Source organism: Streptococcus australis, from assembly GCF_003943615.1.
GTDB lineage: Bacteria > Bacillota > Bacilli > Lactobacillales > Streptococcaceae > Streptococcus > Streptococcus australis_C.
In genome coordinates this window covers 221,222-244,949 of record NZ_RJPZ01000002.1, presented here as the reverse complement: position 1 = coordinate 244,949, position 23,728 = coordinate 221,222, and the positions used below count along the sequence as shown (strand labels likewise).

At 43.5% G+C, this 23,728-nt stretch carries 23 protein-coding genes; 18 read left to right on the top strand and 5 right to left on the bottom strand.

The window, feature by feature from the left end; all coding sequences use genetic code 11:
- Window positions 1-24 precede the first annotated feature (24 nt).
- On the top strand, window positions 25-1,008 hold the full coding sequence (trhO, locus tag D8785_RS03075; RefSeq protein WP_125374453.1) for an oxygen-dependent tRNA uridine(34) hydroxylase TrhO: 984 nt from the start codon (window positions 25-27) through the stop codon (window positions 1,006-1,008).
- Window positions 1,009-1,100: 92 nt separating this feature from the next.
- On the top strand, window positions 1,101-1,997 hold the full coding sequence (locus D8785_RS03070; protein ID WP_125374452.1) for a DUF4299 family protein: 897 nt from the start codon (window positions 1,101-1,103) through the stop codon (window positions 1,995-1,997).
- A gap of 34 nt (window positions 1,998-2,031) precedes the next feature.
- Here D8785_RS03070 and D8785_RS03065 read toward each other — a convergent pair whose 3' ends face one another.
- Window positions 2,032-3,312, bottom strand: coding sequence for a uracil-xanthine permease family protein (locus D8785_RS03065; protein WP_185759616.1), 1,281 nt, complete (start codon window positions 3,310-3,312; stop codon window positions 2,032-2,034).
- 496 nt (window positions 3,313-3,808) lie between these two features.
- On the opposite strand from D8785_RS03065, the gene D8785_RS03060 reads away from it, so the two are divergent.
- From D8785_RS03060 to D8785_RS03040, 5 genes are all read left to right on the top strand, one after another.
- Window positions 3,809-4,582 (top strand): nucleoside phosphorylase, encoded by a 774-nt coding sequence (locus tag D8785_RS03060; RefSeq protein WP_125374450.1) that lies wholly within the window; start codon window positions 3,809-3,811, stop codon window positions 4,580-4,582.
- Window positions 4,583-6,265, top strand: a complete 1,683-nt coding sequence (locus D8785_RS03055) for an ABC transporter ATP-binding protein (protein WP_125374449.1) — start codon at window positions 4,583-4,585, stop codon at window positions 6,263-6,265.
- Window positions 6,258-7,088: an energy-coupling factor transporter transmembrane component T family protein gene (locus tag D8785_RS03050; protein WP_125374448.1), complete on the top strand. Its 831-nt coding sequence runs from the start codon at window positions 6,258-6,260 to the stop codon at window positions 7,086-7,088. The genes D8785_RS03055 and D8785_RS03050 overlap by 8 nt, the downstream gene beginning before the upstream one ends.
- A gap of 4 nt (window positions 7,089-7,092) precedes the next feature.
- Complete coding sequence (locus tag D8785_RS03045; protein ID WP_125374447.1) at window positions 7,093-7,848, top strand: SDR family oxidoreductase; 756 nt, start codon at window positions 7,093-7,095, stop codon at window positions 7,846-7,848.
- Window positions 7,849-7,920: 72 nt separating this feature from the next.
- The gene (locus D8785_RS03040) at window positions 7,921-8,862 is read left to right on the top strand and encodes a carbohydrate kinase family protein (protein WP_125374446.1); all 942 of its coding nucleotides are present in this window, start codon (window positions 7,921-7,923) and stop codon (window positions 8,860-8,862) included.
- A 161-nt stretch (window positions 8,863-9,023) separates the two neighbouring features.
- Here the strand turns inward: D8785_RS03040 and rsmG are convergent, their stop codons facing one another.
- Entirely contained in the window at window positions 9,024-9,737 is a 714-nt protein-coding gene (gene rsmG / locus D8785_RS03030) for a 16S rRNA (guanine(527)-N(7))-methyltransferase RsmG (RefSeq protein WP_117744592.1), read from the bottom strand.
- 70 nt (window positions 9,738-9,807) lie between these two features.
- On the opposite strand from rsmG, the gene D8785_RS03025 reads away from it, so the two are divergent.
- Window positions 9,808-10,368, top strand: a complete 561-nt coding sequence (locus D8785_RS03025) for a LemA family protein (protein ID WP_117744591.1) — start codon at window positions 9,808-9,810, stop codon at window positions 10,366-10,368.
- A 1-nt stretch (window position 10,369) separates the two neighbouring features.
- Window positions 10,370-11,266 (top strand): zinc metalloprotease HtpX, encoded by an 897-nt coding sequence (htpX, locus tag D8785_RS03020; RefSeq protein ID WP_125374444.1) that lies wholly within the window; start codon window positions 10,370-10,372, stop codon window positions 11,264-11,266.
- Window positions 11,267-11,445: 179 nt separating this feature from the next.
- On the opposite strand, the gene D8785_RS03015 is transcribed toward htpX, so the two are convergent.
- The 3 genes from D8785_RS03015 to D8785_RS03010 form a co-directional block, all read right to left on the bottom strand.
- Window positions 11,446-12,666: an MFS transporter gene (locus tag D8785_RS03015; RefSeq protein ID WP_125374443.1), complete on the bottom strand. Its 1,221-nt coding sequence runs from the start codon at window positions 12,664-12,666 to the stop codon at window positions 11,446-11,448.
- Window positions 12,663-12,839 carry a hypothetical protein gene (locus D8785_RS09730; protein WP_185759615.1) on the bottom strand — a complete coding sequence of 59 codons (177 nt, stop codon included), beginning with the start codon at window positions 12,837-12,839 and terminating at the stop codon, window positions 12,663-12,665. The genes D8785_RS03015 and D8785_RS09730 overlap by 4 nt, the downstream gene beginning before the upstream one ends.
- A 109-nt stretch (window positions 12,840-12,948) precedes the next feature.
- Window positions 12,949-13,809: a helix-turn-helix domain-containing protein gene (locus D8785_RS03010; protein ID WP_125374442.1), complete on the bottom strand. Its 861-nt coding sequence runs from the start codon at window positions 13,807-13,809 to the stop codon at window positions 12,949-12,951.
- Between the two features lie 207 nt (window positions 13,810-14,016).
- Here D8785_RS03010 and D8785_RS03005 point away from each other — a divergent pair, with 207 nt between their 5' ends.
- The 9 genes from D8785_RS03005 to D8785_RS02965 all read left to right on the top strand — a co-directional run bounded on the left by D8785_RS03005 (window position 14,017) and on the right by D8785_RS02965 (window position 23,723).
- Window positions 14,017-14,559, top strand: a complete 543-nt coding sequence (locus D8785_RS03005; protein ID WP_125374441.1) for a YceD family protein — start codon at window positions 14,017-14,019, stop codon at window positions 14,557-14,559.
- A 325-nt stretch (window positions 14,560-14,884) separates the two neighbouring features.
- Window positions 14,885-16,309 carry an NADP-dependent phosphogluconate dehydrogenase gene (gndA, locus tag D8785_RS03000; RefSeq protein WP_125374440.1) on the top strand — a complete coding sequence of 475 codons (1,425 nt, stop codon included), beginning with the start codon at window positions 14,885-14,887 and terminating at the stop codon, window positions 16,307-16,309.
- A 9-nt stretch (window positions 16,310-16,318) separates the two neighbouring features.
- The gene (locus D8785_RS02995; RefSeq protein WP_125374439.1) at window positions 16,319-17,008 is read left to right on the top strand and encodes a response regulator transcription factor; all 690 of its coding nucleotides are present in this window, start codon (window positions 16,319-16,321) and stop codon (window positions 17,006-17,008) included.
- A 273-nt stretch (window positions 17,009-17,281) separates the two neighbouring features.
- Window positions 17,282-19,471, top strand: a complete 2,190-nt coding sequence (locus tag D8785_RS02990) for a PTS transporter subunit IIBC (RefSeq protein ID WP_125374438.1) — start codon at window positions 17,282-17,284, stop codon at window positions 19,469-19,471.
- 63 nt (window positions 19,472-19,534) lie between these two features.
- Window positions 19,535-20,350: an endonuclease/exonuclease/phosphatase family protein gene (locus tag D8785_RS02985; protein ID WP_023024137.1), complete on the top strand. Its 816-nt coding sequence runs from the start codon at window positions 19,535-19,537 to the stop codon at window positions 20,348-20,350.
- A gap of 113 nt (window positions 20,351-20,463) precedes the next feature.
- A complete protein-coding gene (gene nrdR, locus D8785_RS02980) occupies window positions 20,464-20,937 on the top strand; it encodes a transcriptional regulator NrdR (protein WP_006595763.1) in 474 nt (157 codons plus the stop codon).
- Window positions 20,938-22,110: a replication initiation and membrane attachment family protein gene (locus D8785_RS02975; protein WP_125374437.1), complete on the top strand. Its 1,173-nt coding sequence runs from the start codon at window positions 20,938-20,940 to the stop codon at window positions 22,108-22,110.
- The gene (gene dnaI / locus D8785_RS02970; RefSeq protein WP_117744585.1) at window positions 22,111-23,010 is read left to right on the top strand and encodes a primosomal protein DnaI; all 900 of its coding nucleotides are present in this window, start codon (window positions 22,111-22,113) and stop codon (window positions 23,008-23,010) included.
- On the top strand, window positions 23,007-23,723 hold the full coding sequence (locus D8785_RS02965) for an NADPH-dependent oxidoreductase (protein ID WP_023024131.1): 717 nt from the start codon (window positions 23,007-23,009) through the stop codon (window positions 23,721-23,723). The genes dnaI and D8785_RS02965 overlap by 4 nt, the downstream gene beginning before the upstream one ends.
- Window positions 23,724-23,728 lie beyond the last annotated feature (5 nt).

Here is a 23,728-nt window from a genome sequence, read left to right as displayed (position 1 = left end):
TTTAATCTTAGAAAAGAGAATCTTATGGCAAAACCTATTCGTGTCTTACTTTACTATAAATATGTTCCCATCGAAAACGCAGAACAATTTGCGACAGACCACTTGGCTTTCTGTAAGTCGATTGGCCTCAAAGGGCGTATCCTAGTCGCTGACGAAGGGATCAACGGAACTGTTTCTGGTGACTACGAAACGACACAAAAGTACATGGACTACGTTCACAGTCTTCCAGGCATGGAAGACCTCTGGTTCAAGATGGATGAGGAAGAAGAGCAAGCTTTTAAGAAGATGTTTGTTCGCTACAAAAAGGAAATCGTTCACCTTGGGTTAGAGGATGAAAACTTCGATGAAGATATTAATCCACTTGAAACAACAGGTGCTTATTTGTCTCCAAAAGAGTTCAAAGAAGCTCTTCTAGACGAAGATACCGTTGTCCTTGATACTCGTAACGACTACGAGTACGACCTTGGACACTTCCGTGGGGCTATCCGTCCAGACATTCGCAACTTCCGTGAGTTGCCACAATGGGTCCGTGATAACAAGGAAAAATTTATGGACAAACGGGTTGTAGTTTACTGTACGGGTGGTGTCCGCTGTGAGAAATTCTCAGGCTGGATGGTGCGTGAAGGCTACAAAGATGTCGGTCAATTGCATGGTGGAATCGCGACTTACGGAAAAGATCCAGAAGTTCAAGGAGAACTGTGGGATGGGAAGATGTATGTCTTTGACGAGCGGATTGCGGTTGATATCAACCATGTTGATCCAAGTGTTGTCGGAAAAGACTGGTTCGATGGTACACCTTGCGAGCGCTATGTCAACTGTGGAAATCCCTTCTGTAACCGTCGGATCTTGACCTCAGAAGAGAACGAAGACAAGTACCTCCGTGGTTGCTCACACGAGTGCCGTGTTCACCCACGCAATCGCTATGTAGAAGAGCACAAGATGTCACAAGAAGAGGTGAGTGAGCGTTTGGCAGCCATTGGTGAGACGCTTGATGGAGCACCTGCATAAGATAAAAACAGCCTTTCGGCTGTTTTTTTATATGGAAAATCATGAAAATTTGTGCTATAATTCGGTAAGCGATTACATAAAGGAGAAAACAAATGTCAGTTGTGTTTTCAATTCGAAATAAAAAGAGTATGTTTGGCTATCAAAAAGTGATGCCGGCTAAAGATGTATTAAATTTGGTGGAGGGAGTACTTACCTACAGTTTTGAGGAAGCCATGCTTAGTCGCTCTCTCAAAGATTTTCCAGCTATGATGTGTATCCGCTATGGAAAGAGCTGTTTGCCAATCATCCTTCGCTATCTGGATCAAGAGCATGCTTATCAGTTCATCCTTGCAGATTTTGCAACCCTTGAAGATTGGCGACTCATTTTAGAATGGCTCAGTGCCCTTGCTCGCCAGTTGGGAAATGAGATTCACGATAATTTGGGGACCAGCTATGACGCAGATTCTATTTTCTCTTTTGACTATGAGACCTATTTGTTGAAGAATTTACAGAATCTAGAAAAAGATCCAGACCTTCATCAATACCAGATTCAGGGATTTGCTCATCCTGTTATCTTAGATCGTGAGCTCCTCCGTAAAATCTTAGATTCTCCTCAACCTTTAGAGGAGTTCAGTCAAGTGGTTAAAAAGGTACAATACAGCTCCGCTTTCTTTAGTCAAGTCCGTTTCTACCGTCAGAACGAAACGGGAGGCATCATTGGCAGTTACAGTCTAACAGAAGACACGGATACCGTTTTGCCACGTGTGCCTTTTGTGCCTGCAGAGTTTGTAGAGAAGGTCAATATGGATGAAGTCATCGACTGGAAAGTGAACTTAGTGGAAATCACTGAAAATCCCGATATGCCAGAGAGTTATATGCCGGTAGCAGCTGTAAATCTAGAAGCCCTGCTGGATGCTTTGGATGCAAGTGAATTTGAATTGTTAGATGCCAATCAAATTGAAATCAAAAAATTGTCCAAGGAACGCTTGTTGCAATTGGCCCAAGTCTAATAAAAAAAGTTCTCAATTCTGAGAACTTTTTTTATTAGTTTGATTCATGTGGCAAGATCAAGTTGAGAATGATTCCTGTCATAGCTGATAAGGCAGTACCTGAAAGTGTAACGGGACCAAGTTTAAGGATTGCACCACCAAGTCCAAGTACCAACATAGCACTTGCGATAATCAGGTTGCGCATCAAGCTGAAGTCAACGCGCTCTTTAATCAAGACTTTCAAACCGTTGCTTGCGATTACCCCGTAGAGAAGGATGGACATCCCACCAAGTACGGCATTTGGAATTGTTGAAATCAATGCTGTGAATTTTCCAAGGAAGCTTAGGGCAATTGCGATAAAGGCTGCGTTACGGATAACTGATACAGAAGCAATACGAGTCATCCCAATCACTCCTGTATTTTCTCCATAAGTGGTATTAGCTGGACCACCAAGAAAGGCCGATACAGAAGTTGCAATTCCGTCACCAAGAAGGGTACGGTGAAGTCCCGGTTGTTTCAAGAATTGACGGCCACAGATTTGGCTAAGCACCGTATGGTCACCAATATGTTCTGAAATCGTTACGATAGCGATTGGCAAGATGGCGATGGTTTCAGGACCAAAGTACAAGTTGTATTGTTTGAAGGCACCACCTGTATTGAAAGGAAGATAGAAGCCAGGAATCTCAAACCAGTTAGCTTTGAGAACTGGATCGAAGTTAACCAAGCCCAAGCAGACTGCGAAGACATAGCCACCGATAATGGCAAAGAGGAAAGGAATAATTTTGAAGAAGCCTTTTCCTTTGGTGTTGATGAAGGCAGCGATTAGGAAGGTCACGACAGCGACAAGGGCGTTTTTCCAATCTCCTCCTTCAACAAAACCAGCATTCTTAACAGCGGATCCTGCAAGCCCTAAACCAATGACGATAATCATAGGTCCAATAACAACGGCTGGAAGCAATTTGTCAATCCAGCGAGTGCCAGCAACTTTAACACCTGCTGCGACAAGCACGTAGATCAGACCAGTCAGGATAACCCCAGTTTGGGCTGCATCGACTTTTCCGCCCATTTCCTTCATGGCCAAAGCCATAGCAGTGATGAAGGCGAAGGAAGAGCCGAGGTAGACAGGGACTTTAAAGCCGGTACAAGTCATATAGATCAGCGTCCCAACACCTGATGCAAAGAGGGCAACAGATACGGGCATGCCTAAGATGAGTGGTACCAGGATGGTTGCCCCAAACATGGCAAAAACGTGTTGGAAACTTAATAAGATTCCTTTTAGGGGTGCCGGACTTTGATCGACATCCAGGAGCAAATCAACAGTTGATTCTTCTTTCATAATAACCTCACTTTTGGGCACCAAAAAAGAGCCCATGATTTTTTTGCATAGCAAGGGCCCTCAGATTATTCATATTCTGCGTCTTTGTCACCTCACGGGATGACATTAAAAACCTTTGCTTCTAAGAAGTATAGCAGAAAAAATTCGTTTTGTAAACGAATTTTTCCCGAGCCTAGAAATAAGAGAGCGAGGGAGGGACGACGAAAGCATTTTTTTAATTGATTATTGCTTTCTGTCCCTCTCCCTTTTCCCGAGCCTGAAAACAAGAGAGCGAGGTAGGAGTTAGTAAGAGTGACCTATTTGCATCAGGGAAGAGGTCAACGATTGACGCAGTGGTTGAGTGGCCCCTCTTCATTTTTTTTTGAAGACAGCTGTATTGTTTCCTACCACAAAAGACGAACAAGTGGGGCTTCTTGCTCCTTTGTTAGAAGGAAAGAAGCCGGTTTTGTGGTATAATAGAGGACTAGAAGTAGAATAAATGAAAGAGGAGCAAGAGATGCTGTTAGAAGAATTTGATGCCAACCGACAGGCGATTATCAATCCACAGGACTTACACAAACCAATTGAGGGATTTCCTAAAGTAGCCATCTCTTGCTTTTCAAGAGTGACCTTTGCGCGCCTACTTGAGAATTACGAACATTATGAGATTACAAGAACCTCTATGGCTAACTTTGAAGTCATTGTCTATGGGATTACGATTGGAGACCAACAGATTGCTGTCTTCAATGCGCCTGTTGGGGCTGCTTCCTGTGTGGGAATTATAGAGGATCTGATTCAATTTGGGATGGAAAAGCTCGTTCTCTTTGGGACTTGTGGGGTTTTGGACCAAGATATTGAGGCGACCTCCATCATCATTCCGACAGCTGCCCTTCGAGACGAGGGAACCAGTTACCACTATCTTCCGGCCAGTGATGAAGTGGAAGTGAACAAGGGAGTCCTTCCTCTCTTCCAATCTTTTCTGGATAGTCACAAGGTTTCCTATCAGTTGGGAAAAGTGTGGACCACAGATGCTCCCTATCGAGAAACCATCGACAAGATGAAGCGTCGAAAGGAAGCAGGAGCCATCTGTGTCGATATGGAGTGTTCTGCAGTGGCGGCCTTAGCAACTTTTCGAGACTTTGCTCTCTGCCATTTCTTCTATGCGGCGGATCACCTTTCGGAAGAAAAATGGGATATCCGAACCTTATCTAGTCATGCGGACTTAGATAGTAAGGATCGAATCGCAGAGTTGGCAATCCAATTTGCGCTCTTATGGGAAAAGGCAAACTAAATGAAAGAAGCAATCATTGAATTGAAGGATTTTTCCTTCCAGTATAAGGCCCAGTCTGAGCCAACCTTAAAAGGGATTAACCTGACCATTTATGAGGGAGAAAAGGTCCTGATAGTGGGACCATCTGGCTCTGGCAAGTCAACGATAGGCCAGTGCTTGAATGGGATTATTCCCAATATCTATAAAGGAACTAGTAGTGGGCAATTCCTTATTCGGGGGAAAGAAGCCTTTGATCTCAGTATTTATGAGAAGTCTCACTTGGTCAGTACGGTCTTACAGGATACGGATGGTCAGTTTATCGGTCTTAGTGTTGCAGAAGACTTAGCTTTTGCTCTTGAAAACGATATGGTCGAGCTGGAAAGCATGAAATCTCGGGTTCATACCTGGGCGGAGCGCTTAGACTTGGGCAAACTCTTGGACCATCGGCCTCAAGATTTATCCGGTGGACAAAAACAGCGGGTCAGCTTGGCAGGCGTCCTGATCGACGAAAGTCCGATCCTGCTCTTTGATGAGCCACTGGCTAATTTAGATCCCAAGTCGGGTCAGGATATCATTGATCTGATCGATCAGATTCATGAAGAGCAGGGGACGACGACCATTATCATTGAGCACCGTTTGGAGGATGTGCTCTACCGTCCTATCGATCGGGTCATCTTGATCAATCAAGGGCAAGTTCTCTTTAATGGGCGACCAGATGAGTTGTTGAGAACGACACTGCTGGCTGAAAATGGGATTCGGGAGCCCCTCTATTTAACAACCCTTCGCCAGTTAGGGAAGGATATAAGCAAGCTGCCTTATTTGGACAATGTAGGAAAACTACCACTTGAGGACGTATCAGTAGATATTCCAGTTCCAAATTTTGAAAAAGGAGCAGAGGTAGAAGCAATTTTAGAGCTTGGTCATTTGAACTTTGCCTATCGAGAAGGCCAGCCTATTCTAAAAGATCTTTCCTTGACCATTCCAAAAGGACAACGGCTAGCGATTGTAGGTAAAAATGGAGCTGGAAAATCTACTCTTGCTAAGGCGATTTGTGGCTTTATCCAGACGGAAGGAACTTATTTCTCAAAGGGTGAAGATATCAGGGGTGATAGTGTCAAGGAGCGGGCAGAGCGAGTAGGTTATGTCTTGCAAAATCCCAATCAGATGATTTCATCGACTATGGTTTTTGATGAGGTGGCCCTCGGTCTTCGCTTGAGAAATGTCCCAGAGGACCAGATTGAAAGTCGTGTCCATCAAGCCTTGAAAACCTGTGGTCTCTATGAGTTTCGTAAGTGGCCGATTTCCGCCCTGTCTTATGGCCAGAAAAAGCGGGTGACCATCGCCTCTATCCTCATCTTGGGACCAGATGTTCTGGTTTTGGATGAGCCAACGGCTGGTCAGGACCAACGAAACTATACGGAAATTATGGACTTCCTTGATGAACTCCATCAAAAGGAACATACCATTATCATGATTACCCATGATATGCAACTGATGCTGGATTATTCCGATCGAGCGATCGTGGTGACGGATGGGCAAATTTTGGCAGATTTGACGCCGGCAGAGCTCTTGACCCAACCAGAAATTTTAAGACGGGCTAATTTGAAAGAAACGTCTATTTTCGCCTTGGCAAATCGTCTTGGTGTCGATCCTCTTGCCTTGACCCAGTTTTATATGAATCAGAAGGGGGTAGGTCATGAATAATCGTTTAGTCGGCTACCATGCCGGAAACAGCTTTCTGCATCGCCTCTCAGGCGCCAGCAAACTCCTATTCTTATTGTTGGTATCATTAGCTGCCATGTTGAGTTACGATACCCGTTTGTTATTGGTCATTGGTCTAGGTGCCCTGGCCTTATTTGCGACCTCAGGCATTCGTTTGAAAGACATCTCTTTTATTCTTAGTTTTGCCCTGGTCTTTGCTCTTCTCAATGTCTTGATGGTCTATCTTTTTGCCCCTCAATATGGGGTAGAAATCTATGGAGCAAAAACAGTTCTTCTAGATGGTTTAGGGGCATATAGCATCACAGCTCAAGAGTTGTTTTATCTCTTCAATCTAGCTTTGAAGTATGTGTGTACCATTCCTCTGGCTCTTATTTTCCTAATGACCACCCATCCTAGTCAGTTTGCTTCAAGTCTTAATCAGATTGGGGTGTCTTACAAGATTGCTTATTCAGTAAGCCTGACCCTGCGCTATATTCCAGATGTGCAGGAGGAATACCAGATTATCAAGCTCTCCCAAGAAGCAAGAGGATTGGAATTGTCCAAAAAGGCCAACTTTGTCCAGCGGGTGAAGGGGAATCTTCAGATGATTTCTCCCTTGATTTTTAGTTCTCTGGAGCGGATCGAAACGATCTCTACGGCCATGGAATTGCGTCGCTTTGGGAAAAATAAAAAACGGACCTGGTACACCTATCAAGAGATGACGACTCGTGATCGTCTGATTATCCTAGGATCCGGTCTGATGGTAGTCTTGAGTTTGGTCTTGATTTGGGTGAACCAAGGTCGATTCTATAATCCTTGGAGGTAAGAAAATGGCAGAAACAATTTTAGTAACAGGAGCATCCGCTGGCTTTGGTCAAGCCATCTGTCGGCGCTTAGTTGCCGATGGACATCGAGTGATTGGTGCGGCTAGACGCATTGAAAAATTACAGGCCCTTTACGAAGAGTTGGGAGAAGCCTTTTATCCTCTTCAAATGGATGTAACAGATCTCACTCAGGTGGATCATGCACTTGCCAGTTTACCAAAAGCTTGGGAGCAGATTGATGTCTTGGTTAATAATGCTGGCTTGGCCCTAGGCCTCGCTCCAGCTCAGAAAGCAGAGATTGCAGATTGGTTGACCATGATCCAAACCAATATCATCGGTCTGACCTATTTGACCCGGCAAATCCTCCCCCAGATGGTGGAAAGAAATGATGGGTATGTCATCAATATGGGGTCGACTGCTGGGACGGTTCCCTACCCTGGGGCCAATGTTTATGGTGCTTCCAAGGCCTTCGTTAAACAGTTCTCTTTAAACCTACGTGCCGACCTGGCTGGAAAACAAATTCGGGTGACCAATATTGAACCAGGTCTCTGTGAAGGGACCGAGTTCTCATCGGTTCGATTTAAAGGGGATGAAAAACGGGTAGAAGCTCTCTATCGAGACGCTCATGCTATTCAACCTGAAGATATAGCCAACACGGTGTCTTGGCTCATTCAACAACCCAAGCATGTCAATGTCAATCGGATTGAAATCATGCCAGTTTCCCAAACCTTTGGCCCTCAACCGGTCTATCGGGGTGACTAGTTTTACTAACCAGCTCTATCTCGTGCTGGTTATTTTTCCATGTTGAGGATAGAAAATAGGAGGAGAATATCCATGTCAAAAGCCTTGGTGATTGGATCCACTGTTTGTGATATTATGGTCTATCTGGATCGTCTACCAAGTCGGGAAGGGGACGCCCATATCCATGAGCAGACTTGGTCTCTTGGAGGGTGTGCCTTTAATGTCGTCTCTGTACTTCATGCTTTAGGTCAAAAGGTAGACTTCATCTCGCCAGTTGGGACGGGTGTCTACGGGGATTTTGTTAAGGCAGAACTAGAAAAGTTGGGCATCCAAACCCCTATTTCAGTAACAGGAGCGAATGGTTGTTGCTATTGTTTCATTGAGTCGGATGGAGAACGAACCTTTTTATCAGATCATGGAGTGGAATATGGTTTTCAGAAGGAATGGCTGCAGTCTCTGGAGCAGGAAAGTTATGACGCTATTTATCTCTGTGGCCTTGAAGTAGAAGAGCCGACCGGGATGGAACTCATTCAAGCTGTGTCAAAACTCGAAGGCCAAGTTATCTTTGCGCCAGGGCCTCGCGGTCTCTTGATTCCCAAGGACCGACTGGAAGCAATTTATGATCTCCAACCCATCCTCCACCTCAATGAGCTAGAAGCTAAGGCTTTTTCAGAATGTGAAGAGATTGCTGAAGCAGTTAAGATCCTTTACCAGAGAACAGGGCAGTTAGTCATCGTCACTTTAGGAGAAAAAGGAGCAATCGCATACGATGGTAGGTGGTATGAGGCTATCGGATTTCCGACAGAAGTTCTTGATACCGTAGGAGCAGGAGACAGTCATTTGGGAGCCTTTTTAGCAGCATCCTTGCAAGGGGTAGATGTAGAGGATGCCTTAAGCTTTGCTAACCGTTTAGCAAGCAAGGTTGTGGCGACTAGGGGAGTTCATTTAGAGCGCCATCACTACCATTCCCTAGAGCAAGAGTTGAACCAATTGGTCCAGTCAAAAGAGAGTGGGACAGAAATCGGTAATTCGTAAGAATTCGATTTCGTCGTCCCACCTCCGCACAGTTGAGTAGGGCTGTAAAAGCTGATGAAATCAGCGTAGTAGAGCCCACTCAACCACTGCGTCTCGCTCGACAATCCAAAGACAATTGAGAGGCTAGGACTTTTGTCCCAGCCTCTTCTTTTGAGTTGATCTTATAATGGTCGCTTATTAGGCATGCCAGCTTTTCTTGGATATTTATTAGGAGTTTCTTTTTTCTTCTCCACAACAGTGATGTAACGAGGATCTCCATTTGGCAATTCATACTGTAGATTGTCTTCGACCTTGCTAAAAAGGATGTTGAGGGCATTTTTTGCTTCTTCCAACTCTTCTGGAGCATTGCTAGCTTTAAGTGCGAGGAGTCGTCCTCCAACTTTCAGATAGGGGATGGTCAGTTCAGAAAGAACCTGCATCCGGGCAACCGCACGAGCGGTCACAAGGTCAAATTGAGCACGGAAGGCCTTGTCTTGTGCGAAATCCTCAGCCCGTCCATGATAGAAATGAACCCCGCTCAAGCCTAACTCTTCAGCCAGCAGGTGGAGAAAGTTAATCCGCTTATTGAGAGAATCAATGATGGTCACATCCAGTTCAGGGAAAAGAATCTTCATAGGAAGGCTGGGAAAGCCAGCACCAGCTCCGATATCCAAAAGACGGATAGGTTGATTTTCAATTAAGCCCTGCAAAATGGGCGCAATAGAATCATAAAAATGCTTGAGATAGACTTCGTCTTTATCGGTGATAGCGGTGAGATTAATTTTCTCATTCCATTCTACGAGGAGCTCAAAATAGCGTTCGAATTGTTCTTTTTGTCGATCAGTTAATGGGAAGCCGAGGTCGGCTAAATGGACATAAAATTCTTCTGGTTTCATAAGATAATTTTACCACAAAATAAGGGAAATTTGATATACTGGTAGAAAGAAATGAAAGGAATTCAATAAAATGATTTGGATTATTCTTGGGATCCTAGTGGTCCTCGCATTTTTGGTCGTTGGAGTATACAACGGCTTGGTCAAAAGTCGGATGCAGACTCGCGAAGCTTGGAGTCAAATCGATGTGCAATTGAAACGTCGGAATGACTTGATTCCAAACTTGATCGAAACGGTTAAAGGGTATGCCAAGTACGAAGGAGATACTCTTGCTAAGGTCACTCAACTTCGTCAACAAGTTGCTCAAGCATCTTCACCTGCAGAAGCAATGGCAGCCAGTGATGCTCTTTCACGTCAAGTAGCAGGCATCTTTGCGGTTGCGGAAAACTACCCAGACTTGAAAGCTAACACCAACTTCATGCAATTGCAAGAAGAATTGACCAATACAGAAAATAAAATTTCTTATGCCCGTCAATTGTATAACAGTGTGACAAGCAACTACAATGTGAAATTGGAAACTTTCCCAACAAATGTGATTGCTGGAATGTTTGGCTTCAAACAAGCCGAATTCCTTCAAGTGCCTGAAGAAGAAAAAGCAGTACCAAAGGTGGACTTTAGCGGATTAGGAGACTAATATGCTGTTTGACCAAATTGCAAGCAATAAAAGGAGAACCTGGATTCTCCTTATTGCTTTTTTCATACTCTTGGCTCTCATCGGAGCAGCCGTTGGCTATCTCTGGTTAGGCTCCTCACTTGGTGGCGTCATCCTAGCGTTGATTATTGGTGGTATCTATGCCTTTAGCATGATCTTTCAATCGACGGAGGTCGTCATGCGGATGAATGGAGCGCGTGAGGTCACAGAAGATCAAGCCCCTCAACTCTACCACATTGTGCAAGATATGGCTATGGTGGCTCAGATTCCCATGCCCCGTGTCTATATTGTAGATGATCCATCCATGAATGCATTTGCGACAGGATCCAATCCTCAAAATGCTGCTGTTGCAGCAACGACAGGTCTTTTAGCTGTGATGAATCGTGAGGAATTGGAGGGAGTCATTGGACACGAAGTTAGCCATATTCGCAATTACGATATCCGTATCTCCACCATTGCAGTGGCCTTAGCCAGTGCCATCACGATGCTCTCTAGTATCGGAGGCCGGATGATGTGGTGGGGCGGTGGCCGTAGACGGGATGATGATCGAGAAGGTGGAAGTGGTTTAGAAATTATTGTTCTGATCCTTTCCTTGATTGCCATCGTTCTAGCTCCTTTAGCGGCGACCTTGGTGCAGTTAGCCATTTCTCGTCAAAGGGAGTTCCTGGCGGATGCTTCCAGTGTCGAATTGACACGGAATCCTCAAGGGATGATCAATGCTCTTTTGAAACTGGATCATAGTGCGCCCATGCAGCGAGAAGTCGATAGTGCCAGCAGTGCTCTCTTTATTAACGATCCAAAAAAAGAATCAGGCTTTCAAAAGCTCTTTTATACCCACCCACCTATTGCAGAACGGGTGGAAAGACTAAGAAACATGTAAAGTGAGAGTGGGACAGAAATCGGTCATTCGTTAGACTTCGATTTCGTCGTCCCACCTCCGCACAGTTGAGTAGGGCTGTAAAAGCTGATGAAATCAGGGTAGTAGAGCCTACTCAACCACTGCGTCTTGCTCGACAATTCAAAGACAATTGAGAGGCTAGGACTTTTGTCCCAGCCTCTTTATTTGCTAGACAAGAGGACAGTACCGAAACCAAGGAAGGCAAATATTCCCCAAGCAAGAGAGAGGTTCCAGATAGCTAAGCTAGAGAAAAGGGCTGTTCCAAGTGGCATGGCAAAGCTTACCATCAGTCCCAAAAAGCTAGAGGTAGAAGCTAATTTTTCAGCTGGCAGTTTGCTCATTAAAAGACTGGAAACTTTTGGATTTATTTTTGCAACAAGATAACCGAGGAAAGTGATGAGTAAAAGGGAAAGGATATCCCAGCGCACCAAAATATTTGTGATACCAAGCATGCTTAGGCCACCTGCGATCCACAGGAGGATATGATGGAGCGATTGCTTGGAAAAATAGTCATGGGGTGTCAGGCTAGCCCAGACCATACTTAAGATCGTTACAGCTTCTAAAATCAAGAGAGATTGGCTGAAGCTCAAATGAAAGAAGGGGGAGTGAAGCAGTTGCAAATTGTAGATCCCAGAAATAGATCCGCCCAAAGCATTGATAAAAACTAAGGATAGGAGAAGTTTTCCAAAGTTGTGAACCTCTTCATCTGCAAAGATAGTGGTGACATTGCGATACATGTCTCGACATTCTTGAAGGAAAGAAACGTTCTTACTAGAATCCGCTTGAATAGGTTCGTGGGTCAGTTGACTTCGTCGGATGAAAAGACAAGTGGAAGACAGGAGAAAGGTCAAGGCATTGATCGAAGCAACCAGTGCAAAGTTTTGGTGACTAATAGCTAAAAGCCAGACTCCCAACGCTTGACCTGAAATGGAACAAACCATACTCAGCAGTTGATTGAAGGAGTAAGCCTCCATCAGATCCTCGCTAGGGATGTTCTTCTGCATAATGGGAAGTTGCAAACCCCCGCGATAATCACTTAAACAATCTGATACAATATTCAAGAAGCAAACGATCGAAAAGGCAAGGTAACCCGGAATCTTGGTCATCAGTGCAATGATGACGAAAAGAATAGCTTGCAGAAAGCCCATTCGGATCAGCCAGTCAGCTTTTTTAGCGGTGTGATCGGCCTTCATTCCAATGAAAATGGTGAAAAGACTTGGGATAAAAACAATGAGATTGGCGATCCCAACTGCCAGACTTGGATGGGGCATGCTAGCCGCAAAGACCACAAAGACAAGGTTGTATATTGCAGCACCAATGGTATTCAAAAAACGTGAAAGACTGAGTAAGGCAAAGATGTGATTGCGAAATAAGAGTTTCATAAGCTTTCCTCCTTCTGTTTAGCACAAACAATAACTTTTCTTAAATGTTGCACCACCTGCTTCAGAAGAGACAGTTTCTCTTCTTCTGTCAGTTCTAATTTTTCCTCTTTAACATAAAAACTAGTCTGTTTAAGGAAATAATGAAGGAGACGATTCTTTAGTTTGGTTATCATACTGGACCTCTTTCTTTTCTTGGTGATCCTATTATAGACCTCCAAAACAAGAGAAAACAACATGTTGCATATTTTCAACAAAAAACTCACGGAATAGATCTGTGAGTTTTTAGGATTCCTTGATGAGTTCTTGCATGCCCTGTTTGTAGTAGTTGGCACTGACCTTACAATCCAGAATAGAGAGGACCTGGATGGCCTGTTCCATCTTTTCAAGACCAGTTTCTTTTTCTCCCTTTCGATAAAGGAATTCCCCTTTGGCATAGAGATAAACCGTCCGAAGGTAGGCTTCGTTTTCGGAGTAAAAGTGGTCCTTGATCAGCTGATCAAAATAGGTCGCATCTTCAAATTCATTTGAACTAATGGCCAGAAAAAAGCCATTGAGAAAAATAGAGTTGAGGGCAGGAAGAGAAGAGTCTAGGAGAAGCTTGAAGTCCTCCCGTTGGACCAATTCCTCTGTGTACTGTCGATAGAGCTGACTGGAAAAAAGTGGAGAGGTTAGTGAAAATAGGCTTAATTCAAAATTTCCCCAGACCATGACAGAGAAGAGGTAGTCATAGAGGAAATCTAGTTCCTCTTGGTTAGCATTCAACTCTACCTCAGGATAGTTGCCAAGCATTTGGGCCTTGAGAATAATGCTGGCTAAGAAGTCTTCTTTTTTCTGATCTTTCTGGTAGGCGAGCTGGTAGCTTTGGTACAAGGCTTGATCATGTTCCAAGCTCATGTTTTCATAGTGCTCTTTCAACAATTTGGGGATAAAGGAGTGCTGATCGATCCCTGCAAGATGGGAAAACTCGCTGAGACTGGTTTTAACCTGTTGTAAGGCCAGGAAAAAACGTTGGGTCGTCAGGTCATTTTCTCCTCTTTCAAATCGAGATAGCATAGAGCGCGAAAAGTCGCCACCTGTAGCCTCCTCTAAAGAGATGTGGCGACTTTCCCGTATTTGTCGAAAAACTGCTCCAATTTCTTTCATGCCTTCTCCTCTATCTATACAAGGACCAATGCCTTAGCAAATGAACCTCTTTTATCCAAGAGATTGTGGGACCTTGGTGTACAACACCAATAGGTCTAGTACACTGTATCTTTTTCATGATTATAACAAATTTTTTAGGAGACTTCTTGGTTGAAGGGACAGCTTCATGATATACTAGTAGTATCTAGAAGATGTGAGGGCAAAAGAATGAACTTATATACACAAGAAATCCGTAAAAATCCTGAAGGACTGGTTTTTGATCAAGAGTTGGATTTGCTAAAGGATCTGCAAAAGCGCAATCCGGAAATTCTTGATTTAAAGGATGTGACAGCGACAGGCCGAGTAGCCTATGATACAGGTCTCTATGTTTTGGATTACCAATTGACCTATACCATCGTCCTTGCATCTAGCCGAAGCATGGAGCCTGTTGAGATCAAAGAGAGCTACCCTGTAACAGAAGTATTTGCGGAGGATGTGCAGTCAGAGGCCGATATCGAAGCTCTTGAGGAAGATTTAATCCTTCCGATTGAAGGGGGCAAGATTGACCTGAGTGAGAGCGTGGCAGATAATATCCTGCTTAATATTCCTCTCAAGGTACTCACTCCGGAAGAAGAGGATGGACAAGGCTTTATCGAGGGCAATGATTGGAAAATCATGACAGAGGAAGAGTATCAAGAAGCTCAAGCGATTAAGAAAGAAGAAAACAGTCCCTTTGCCGGTCTCCAAGGTTTATTTGACGGAGAAGAGTAATGTTTGATAAGAGGCTTGGTGAAGGAAGGCCAAGGCAGGGTTCAGGAGCAGGAATGGATGTTCTTTGCTAGCAGTAAGTCGAAGCTAGAAACGGTGCAGCTCAACAAGTAGCGAAAATTCTTGAAGCCAATGACTGAACTTCTAAAGCAGAAGAGTAGAATCGATCGGAAAGTGTCTGAGAACTCAAACTCAGGCACTTTTTGTTCTTTGCTTCAAACTAGATAGGAGGTGTCTTTCTACATGAATGGGCAAGAGAGTGATTTTCTGCTTTCATTTGATGTCAAAAAATGATAGAATATAGGCAAACTATAAAGAGGAGTGTCACATGACAAAAGCAAACTTTGGTGTTGTTGGTATGGCCGTAATGGGTCGTAACCTTGCCCTTAATATTGAATCCCGTGGATACACAGTTGCTATCTATAACCGTAGTAAAGAAAAAACAGAAGATGTTGTTGCTTGCCATCCTGAAAAGAACTTCGTGCCAAGCTATGATATCGAAAGCTTCGTAAACTCTATCGAAAAACCACGTCGTATCATGCTTATGGTTCAAGCAGGACCTGGTACAGATGCAACCATCCAAGCCCTTCTTCCACATTTGGATAAAGGCGATATCTTGATCGACGGAGGAAACACTTTCTACAAAGATACTATCCGACGTAATGAAGAATTGGCTAACTCAGGGATCAACTTCATTGGTACGGGTGTCTCTGGTGGTGAAAAAGGTGCCCTTGAAGGTCCTTCTATCATGCCTGGTGGACAAAAAGAAGCTTATGAATTGGTTGCAGATGTCCTTGAAGAAATCTCTGCAAAAGCACCAGAAGATGGCAAACCGTGTGTGACTTACATCGGTCCTGATGGAGCTGGTCACTACGTGAAAATGGTCCACAACGGTATCGAGTATGGGGACATGCAATTGATCGCAGAAAGCTATGATTTGATGCAACACTTGCTTGGACTTTCAGCTCAAGATATGGCTGAAATCTTTACTGAGTGGAACAAGGGTGAATTGGACAGCTACTTGATCGAAATCACTGCGGACATCCTTGGACGCAAAGATGATGAAGGTCAAGATGGACCAATCGTAGACTATATTTTGGATGCTGCAGGAAACAAGGGAACTGGTAAATGGACTAGCCAATCAGCGCTTGACCTTGGTGTGCCTTTGTCACTTATTACGGAGTCAGTATTTGCACGTTACATCTCTACTTACAAAGAAGAACGTGTACACGCTAGCAAGGTGCTTCCAAAACCAGCTACCTTCAAATTTGAAGGAGATAAGGCTGAGTTGATTGAAAAGATCCGTCAAGCCCTTTACTTCTCAAAAATCATTTCTTACGCACAAGGTTTTGCACAATTGCGTGTGGCTTCTAAAGAAAACAACTGGAACTTGCCATTTGCAGACATCGCTTCTATCTGGCGCGATGGCTGTATCATCCGTTCTCGTTTCTTGCAAAAGATCACTGATGCCTACAACCGTGATGCAGATTTGGCTAACCTTCTTTTGGATGAGTACTTCTTGGATGTCACTGCTAAGTACCAACAATCTGTTCGTGATATCGTAGCTCTTGCTGTTCAAGCTGGTGTGCCAGTCCCAACCTTCTCAGCAGCTATCACTTACTTTGATAGCTACCGTTCAGCGGATCTTCCAGCGAACTTGATTCAAGCGCAACGTGACTACTTTGGTGCCCACACATACCAACGTAAAGACAAAGAAGGTACTTTCCACTATTCTTGGTACGACGAAAAATAATTGTAAGTTATGACAAAGCGGATATTACTAGTAGAAAATGAAAAGAATTTAGCGCGCTTTATTGATTTAGAACTTCAGAAAGCTGGCTATGTAGTTGATTTGGTAGAACAAGGGGAAATGGCCTTGAAACTCCTGCAGGCTACAGAATATGATTTAATTCTTCTCAATTACGAACTAGAAGATATGAGTGGGGAAGAGTTTGCCCAGCGCCTGAGCAAGATTCGTCCTGCAGCAGTCTTGATTGTCTTGGATAGTCGTGAGAAAATTTCAGAGCATATAGAGAGTATCCAACGATTTGCAGTATCTTATGTCATCAAACCATTCGTGATCAGTGATTTGGTTGAGAAAATCATCGCTATTTTTAGAGGCCGTGATTTTATTGACCAACATTGTAATCAGATGAAAGTTCCCACCTCCTATCGGAATTTGCGAATTGATGTCGAGAATCATATGGTGTATCGGGGAGAAGAAGTGATTGACCTGACACGTCGTGAATATGATTTATTAGCGACTTTGATGGGAAGCAAACATGTCCTTAGTCGGGAGCAACTTTTAGAGCGGGTGTGGAAATATGAGAGTACAGCAGAAACCAATATCGTTGATGTCTATATTCGCTATCTTCGTGGAAAAATAGATCTTCCAGGACAAAAGAGCTATATCAAAACTGTCCGAGGTGTCGGCTACCAAATGCAAGAATAACAACAATCCCTTTGATGAGAAATCTCAAAGGGATTTTTTTTGTTTGTCAAAAGGAAGAAAAAATTTTAAAAAAATTTTTAAAAAAAATCTTGTGAAAGAAGCAAACGTTTGCTTGAATTACAGTATTTTCAAGGACTTTGAGCATCATATTTGTGAATTAAAAAAGTGGATGTAAGGGCTTTACAAAAGAAAAAAAAGTGGTATAATAGTAAGTGAAATATGCAAACGTTTTCTTATATGACGGGCATTTCAATTTTATAAGGAGGTCGAATGATGAATAAACAATCATTCAAAAGTCTATTTAGCTTTGAATTTTGGCAAAAATTCGGTAAAGCGTTGATGGTGGTCATTGCAGTTATGCCGGCGGCAGGTCTGATGATCAGTCTTGGTAAAACCATTGCAATGATTAATCCAGAACTTGGTTTCTTGGTAACTACCGGTGGTGTTCTTGAACAGATCGGTTGGGGAGTTATCGTTAATCTTCACATTCTCTTTGCTTTGGCTATCGGTGGTAGCTGGGCAAAAGAACGTGCTGGTGGTGCCTTTGCGGCAGGTCTATCCTTTATCCTGATTAACCGCATCACTGGTGTAATATTCGGTGTAACAGGAGATATGCTGAAAGATCCAGAAGCGAAGGTGAAGACACTTCTTGGTGGATCTATCAAGGTTGCTGATTACTTTACTAGTGTTTTAGAGTCACCTGCCTTGAATATGGGAGTTTTCGTTGGGATTATTGCCGGTTTTGTAGGGGCGACAGCCTTTAACAAATACTACAACTACCGCAAGTTACCAGATGCTCTATCATTCTTTAACGGGAAACGGTTTGTTCCATTTGTCGTTATCCTTCGTTCTGTAATTGTGGCTCTTATCTTGTCATTCTTATGGCCAGTAGTCCAAACAGGAATTAACAACTTTGGTATTTGGATTGCTAACTCAAAAGAGACTGCTCCAATCTTAGCCCCATTTGCCTTTGGTACTTTGGAACGTCTCTTGCTTCCATTCGGTCTTCACCACATGTTGACTATCCCAATCAACTACACACAATTGGGTGGTACTTATGAAGTGTTAACTGGTGCAGCAAAAGGCACTCAAGTATTTGGTCAAGATCCACTTTGGTTGGCTTGGATTACAGACTTAGGAAATACAAAAGTTTCTGACCCTGCTACTTACCAACACTTGTTGGATACTGTCACACCTGCTCGTTTCAAAGTGGGACAAATGATCGGTTCATTCGGTATCTTGATGGGGGTTGCCCTTGCCATTTACCGTAATGTAGACCCTGATAAGAAACACAAATACAAAGGGATGATGATTGCGACTGCTCTTGCAACCTTCCTCACAGGGGTTACAGAACCAATCGAGTACATGTTTATGTTCGTAGCAATGCCTCTTTACCTCGTTTATGCAGTGGTACAAGGTGCAGCCTTCGCGATGGCAGATATCGTCAATCTCCGTGTCCATTCATTTGGATCAATTGAGTTCTTGACTCGTACACCAATGACCATTAAAGCTGGCCTTGGTATGGACATCTTTAACTTCATTTGGGTAACGATTCTCTTTGCTGTGATCATGTACTTCATTGCAAACTTCATGATCCAGAAATTTAACTACGCAACTCCTGGACGTAATGGAAACTACGAACAAGCTGAAGGAGATGTAGATGCATCTGAAACTTCAGGTTCAGGTAAAGTGGCCGCTGCTTCTCAAGCAGTTAACGTGATCAACCTTCTTGGTGGTCGTGCCAATATCGTCGATGTAGATGCATGTATGACTCGTCTTCGTGTGACTGTTAAAGACGAAACAAAAGTCGGAACAGAAGAACAATGGAAGGCTGAAGGAGCAATGGGACTTGTCATGAAAGGACAAGGTGTCCAAGCGATTTACGGTCCAAAAGCGGACGTCTTGAAATCAGATATCCAAGATTTGTTAGACTCAGGTGAAGTGATTCCTGAAACCCTTCCAAGTCAACAGACAGCGGCTCAACAAGCAGAAGTTGCCTTTAAAGGGGTGACAGAAGAAGTTCGCTCGGTTGCTGAAGGACAAGTCATTGAATTAGAAAAAGTTCAAGATCCAGTCTTCTCACAGAAAATGATGGGTGACGGATTTGCAGTTGAACCAGCAAATGGTCAGATTGTTTCACCAGTAGCTGGTAAGGTGACAAGCGTCTTCCCTACCAAACATGCGCTTGGTTTGGTAACAGAATCTGGTCTTGAAGTCCTCGTTCACATCGGTCTTGATACTGTAAGTCTGGAAGGTAAACCTTTCACAGTGAAGGTAGAAGAAGGCCAAACAGTGGCAGCGGGAGACCTATTGGTAGAAGCAGATTTGGATGCTATTCGTGAAGCTGGACGTGCAACTACAACAGTTGTAGTCTTCACAAATGGTGCAGCTATTCAATCTGTCACTCTTACACAAACTGGTCAACTTCCAGCAGATGCTGTGGTTGCTAAGGTTGAATTATAATCTATGAGAGTTATTCCTTGTATCTATTGGATACAGGGAATTCTCTATTAGGAGAGTAGGATCATGAAATTTTTAACTTTAAACACTCATAGTTGGATGGAAGAAAATCCCCAACAAAAATTTGAGGACTTATTAAAAGACATTCTTGCAAAGCAATACGATGTGATTTGTTTCCAAGAAATAAATCAGACCATCGAAAGTCCAGTTGTTCCTGTTAATGACTTGTACCATCCAACTCCTTCTGCGGAGCCGATCCATCAGGATCACTATGTTCGTTGTTTAGTTGAAAAATTAGAAGAAGAAGGATTGAGCTACCACTGGACCTGGGCTTATAACCATATCGGCTATGACCGTTATCATGAAGGCGTGGCGATTCTATCGCGTACCCCAATCCAGGCAAGCGAACTCTTGGTTTCAGATGTGAATGATCCAACAGATTATCATACACGACGGATTGCCATTGCAGAAACCCAAGTTGATGGGAAAGACATTGCTGTTGCCAGTGTTCACCTCTCTTGGTGGGACAAAGGCTTCCAGCAAGAGTGGGCGCGTTTAGAAGAACGCTTTAGCCAATTGCAAAAGCCTTTGATTTTAGCTGGGGACTTTAATAATCCAGCTGGGCAAGAAGGTTATGAAGCCATTTTAGCGAGCCCGCTAGCTCTTCAAGATAGCTTTATTGAAGCTCGCCAGACCAAGGGGACTTACACTGTAGGTCCTGGAATTGATGGATGGGATGATAATCAAGTACCCTTGCGGATTGATTATATTTTCACCTCAAAAGAATGGGTTATCGAACGGCTAGAAGTTGTGTTTGATGGTTCTAGTCAGCCTCTCGTCAGCGACCATTATGGTTTGTCAGCTGACTTGTATTTACCATAATACTCAAATCCCTATCCCTCCAGGAGGCTAGGGATTTTCTTTATTTCCCTTGCTTTCACTTTAGCCCTAAATATGATAGAATAAAGTATTAAGAAACGATAAGGAGGGTGTCCATGCGGTGTCCAAAATGTGGCGGAAATAAGTCTAGTGTTGTAGATAGTCGCCAGGCAGAAGATGGGAAAACGATTCGTAGAAGAAGAGAATGTGATGAATGTCATCATCGCTTTACCACTTATGAACGAGTAGAAGAGCGGACTCTTGTTGTGGTGAAAAAAGATGGCACCCGGGAACAGTTTTCTAGAGATAAAATATTTAATGGGATTATTCGATCTGCTCAGAAACGTCCCGTGTCGAGTGACGAAATTGAGGAAATTGTGGGGCGAATCGAACAAAAGATTCGTAGCCAGAGTGAAAATGAGATCCAGAGTGACTACATCGGATCGCTTGTCATGGACGAGTTAGCAGAATTGGACGAAATTACCTATGTTCGGTTTGCGAGTGTCTATCGTAGTTTCAAGGATGTTGGTGAATTGGAAAGTCTCTTAAAGCAGATTACCAAAGGAACAAAGAAGAAAAAGGAAAAATAGATGAAGCCCAATACTTCATTTTCTTTCTTGAAGAATAATTATTTAGCGCCTACAGGAGCCTCTTTCACGCATCTGTATGGACCAATATTAGGTGTTCAAGCAAGTCAATTATATACTTTTCTGCTGAGTCTCTATGATCAGGGGAAAGAAAAACGGCTGATTGCTGTTCTTTTAAATCATTTGGATCTAGGTTTCGCACATTTTCTCGAAAGTCTAGACCGCTTGATAGCCATGAATTTATTAGAGGTTTTTGAGACAGATGAAGGACTTCAGTTCCGATTTTTGGCTCCGCTAGAAGCAGATCAATTTTTTGCGAATATTGCTTATCAGAAGTTGCTGGAGAAAAAAATAGGAGAAGCAGCAGTTCGTGACTTTCTTCCTGAAAAACCAGAGGGAGAGAAACGGAAGGTAAACTTTGCCTCTGTTTTTGGGATTGATGGTGTTTCGACCCCTCAGAGGAAAGTATCTTCCTTCAGTCTAGAGCACTTTAAACAATTAATGGTACGGGATGGCCTTCGTTTTGAGAACGAACAAGAGGACCTCTTGGTTCTTTATGCCATCACCGAAGAGAAGAATTGGACTTGGTACGAGACCTATCTATTGGCCAAGGAGACAGCGGTTAATTTGGTCATTTCGACCAAACGGATGAGACAAAAACTGACCCAAGAGCCACAAGAAAAAGGTAAGGATGAGTTCACTCCGCAGGAAAGAGCTATTATCCGGGAAGCTAAAAATAAGACCAGTCGTCAATTTTTAGCAGGAATTAAAAAAGCGCGTAAGGCTGTTGTGACCCAATCAGAACGCCAAGTAATTTCTGACCTGGCCCGTTTAGGCCTGTTAGATGAAGTCATAAACGTAATCTTGTTGTTTACCTTTAACAAGGTTGCTTCCGCCAATCTCAATGAAAAGTATGCCTTAAAAGTTGGAAATGACTTTGCTTATGAGGGGATAAAGATGGCTGAGGAGGCCGTTCTGAAGATCCGCCAGCGCCAAGACTCCCATTTACAAAAAGCAAAAGAGAAAGTAGCTAAGAGTGGATCAACGACAGGAAAGACCAATGTTCCGAAGTGGAGTCAGCCTAACTATACCAATCAGACTAGCCAAGAAGAACAGGCTAATCTGGAACAACAAAAACGAGCCTTGCTCGAGAAATTAAATCAAGGAGGGGAGTAAATGGAGAGCGTAGGGAAAACCATGTCCCAGATGAATCGATCACAGCAGTTCAATTATGAAGAATTGGTAGCTCAAATTCTCGCCGAACCTGAGATTGCAACCTTTATTCAAAAGGAAGGTTTATCGGATGTAGAAATCCGTCGTAGCATTTCCAAATTTAACCAATACATCAGTGAGCGCAATCGCTTTGTCCTTGGGGATGAAGATTATATTGCAAGAGGGTATAAGCCTGTTTTAGTAATGAATGAAGGTTATGCGGATGTTTCCTATGAGGAGACACCTGAATTAATCGAGGCACAAAAACAAGCCGCTATCAATAGACGCTTGCAGCTGATCAACTTACCAAGCACCTTGAAGGAAGCTTCCTTAGCCAAAGTCGACTTGGATGATCGTGGGCGCTTTGGGGCCTTTGAAGAATTAGCGAATTTTGTCGCATCTTATCCTCAAGCTCGTAAAGGGATTTTTCTATATGGAGATTTTGGAGTTGGGAAAAGTTATATGATGGCAGCCCTTGCCCACGACTTATCTGAAAAACGGCAGGCTTCTTCAACGATTCTGCATTTTCCAAGCTTTGTCATCGATGTCAAAAATGCCATTAATACAGGCCAAGTTAAAGAGATGCTGGATCAAGTCAAGAAGGCTGAAATCTTGATTCTTGATGACATTGGGGCAGAGCAAATGTCGCCTTGGGTGCGGGATGAAGTCTTGCAAGTGATTTTGCAACACCGGATGCAGGAGATTCTGCCAACCTTCTTTACCTCCAATTTCAATTTTGAAGACTTGGAACGTCATTTTGCTACGTCTCGGAATGGAGATGAGACTTGGCAAGCTAAACGTGTCATGGAGCGAATAAAGTTCCTGGCTAAAGAAGTGCGCCTAGAAGGAGAAAATCGTCGATGAATACCGTTATTGATTTGATGAAATCTCATTCCTCTGTCCGTCGCTTTAAAGAGGAGGATATCAAGGAGGAAGATCTTCGAGCGATCCTAACAGCTGGGCAAATGGCTTCCTCTTGGAAAAATTTTCAGTCCTATTCCATCATCTTAGTGAGAAGCCAAGAAAAGAAAGAGGCACTGTATCAATTTGTCCCTCAGGAGGCCATCCGTCAATCCTCTGTCTTCCTATTGTTTGTAGGAGATCTCAACCGAGCTGAAAAAGGGGTTCGGATGCATACGGATCAATTCCATCCAGAAGGACCGGATAATTTGTTGATTACTTCTGTAGATGCTGCCTTGGCAGGTCAAAATACTTTGTTGGCTGCAGAGAGTTTAGGCTATGGAGGGGTCATTATCGGCTTGGTGCGTTATCAAGCTTCTGAAGTGGCTAAATTATTTAATTTACCAGACTATACCTATCCTGTCTTTGGGATGGCTTTAGGGGTGCCAAATCAGAATCATCCTGTTAAACCACGCCTTCCTTTGGAAGCTGTTGTATTTGAGGAAAGCTATCAAGTGCAGACTCCTGAGGTGATTGAAGCCTTTGACCAAGTACAGACTGCCTATGCTGGAGCACGGGCAACAGATACTTGGAGTCAACGCTTGGCTGCCCAATTTGGACAGGAGGAACCAGCTGCTACGGCAGAGTTATTAAAGAAACACCAACTAGAAAAATAAGAGAA

Coding starts and splice junctions, on each gene's coding strand:
- D8785_RS02985 (WP_023024137.1), top strand. CDS start 19,535: ATGAAATTTTTAACTTTAAACACTCATAGTTGGATGGAAGAAAATCCC.
- D8785_RS02995 (WP_125374439.1), top strand. CDS start 16,319: ATGACAAAGCGGATATTACTAGTAGAAAATGAAAAGAATTTAGCGCGC.
- D8785_RS02965 (WP_023024131.1), top strand. CDS start 23,007: ATGAATACCGTTATTGATTTGATGAAATCTCATTCCTCTGTCCGTCGC.
- D8785_RS03025 (WP_117744591.1), top strand. CDS start 9,808: ATGATTTGGATTATTCTTGGGATCCTAGTGGTCCTCGCATTTTTGGTC.
- D8785_RS09730 (WP_185759615.1), bottom strand. CDS start 12,839: ATGATAACCAAACTAAAGAATCGTCTCCTTCATTATTTCCTTAAACAG.
- nrdR (WP_006595763.1), top strand. CDS start 20,464: ATGCGGTGTCCAAAATGTGGCGGAAATAAGTCTAGTGTTGTAGATAGT.
- trhO (WP_125374453.1), top strand. CDS start 25: ATGGCAAAACCTATTCGTGTCTTACTTTACTATAAATATGTTCCCATC.
- D8785_RS03010 (WP_125374442.1), bottom strand. CDS start 13,809: ATGAAAGAAATTGGAGCAGTTTTTCGACAAATACGGGAAAGTCGCCAC.
- D8785_RS03055 (WP_125374449.1), top strand. CDS start 4,583: ATGAAAGAAGCAATCATTGAATTGAAGGATTTTTCCTTCCAGTATAAG.
- D8785_RS03040 (WP_125374446.1), top strand. CDS start 7,921: ATGTCAAAAGCCTTGGTGATTGGATCCACTGTTTGTGATATTATGGTC.
- htpX (WP_125374444.1), top strand. CDS start 10,370: ATGCTGTTTGACCAAATTGCAAGCAATAAAAGGAGAACCTGGATTCTC.
- D8785_RS02990 (WP_125374438.1), top strand. CDS start 17,282: ATGAATAAACAATCATTCAAAAGTCTATTTAGCTTTGAATTTTGGCAA.
- D8785_RS03045 (WP_125374447.1), top strand. CDS start 7,093: ATGGCAGAAACAATTTTAGTAACAGGAGCATCCGCTGGCTTTGGTCAA.
- D8785_RS03060 (WP_125374450.1), top strand. CDS start 3,809: ATGCTGTTAGAAGAATTTGATGCCAACCGACAGGCGATTATCAATCCA.
- D8785_RS02975 (WP_125374437.1), top strand. CDS start 20,938: ATGAAGCCCAATACTTCATTTTCTTTCTTGAAGAATAATTATTTAGCG.
- rsmG (WP_117744592.1), bottom strand. CDS start 9,737: ATGAAACCAGAAGAATTTTATGTCCATTTAGCCGACCTCGGCTTCCCA.
- D8785_RS03015 (WP_125374443.1), bottom strand. CDS start 12,666: ATGAAACTCTTATTTCGCAATCACATCTTTGCCTTACTCAGTCTTTCA.
- D8785_RS03065 (WP_185759616.1), bottom strand. CDS start 3,312: ATGAAAGAAGAATCAACTGTTGATTTGCTCCTGGATGTCGATCAAAGT.
- dnaI (WP_117744585.1), top strand. CDS start 22,111: ATGGAGAGCGTAGGGAAAACCATGTCCCAGATGAATCGATCACAGCAG.
- D8785_RS03070 (WP_125374452.1), top strand. CDS start 1,101: ATGTCAGTTGTGTTTTCAATTCGAAATAAAAAGAGTATGTTTGGCTAT.
- D8785_RS03005 (WP_125374441.1), top strand. CDS start 14,017: ATGAACTTATATACACAAGAAATCCGTAAAAATCCTGAAGGACTGGTT.
- D8785_RS03050 (WP_125374448.1), top strand. CDS start 6,258: ATGAATAATCGTTTAGTCGGCTACCATGCCGGAAACAGCTTTCTGCAT.
- gndA (WP_125374440.1), top strand. CDS start 14,885: ATGACAAAAGCAAACTTTGGTGTTGTTGGTATGGCCGTAATGGGTCGT.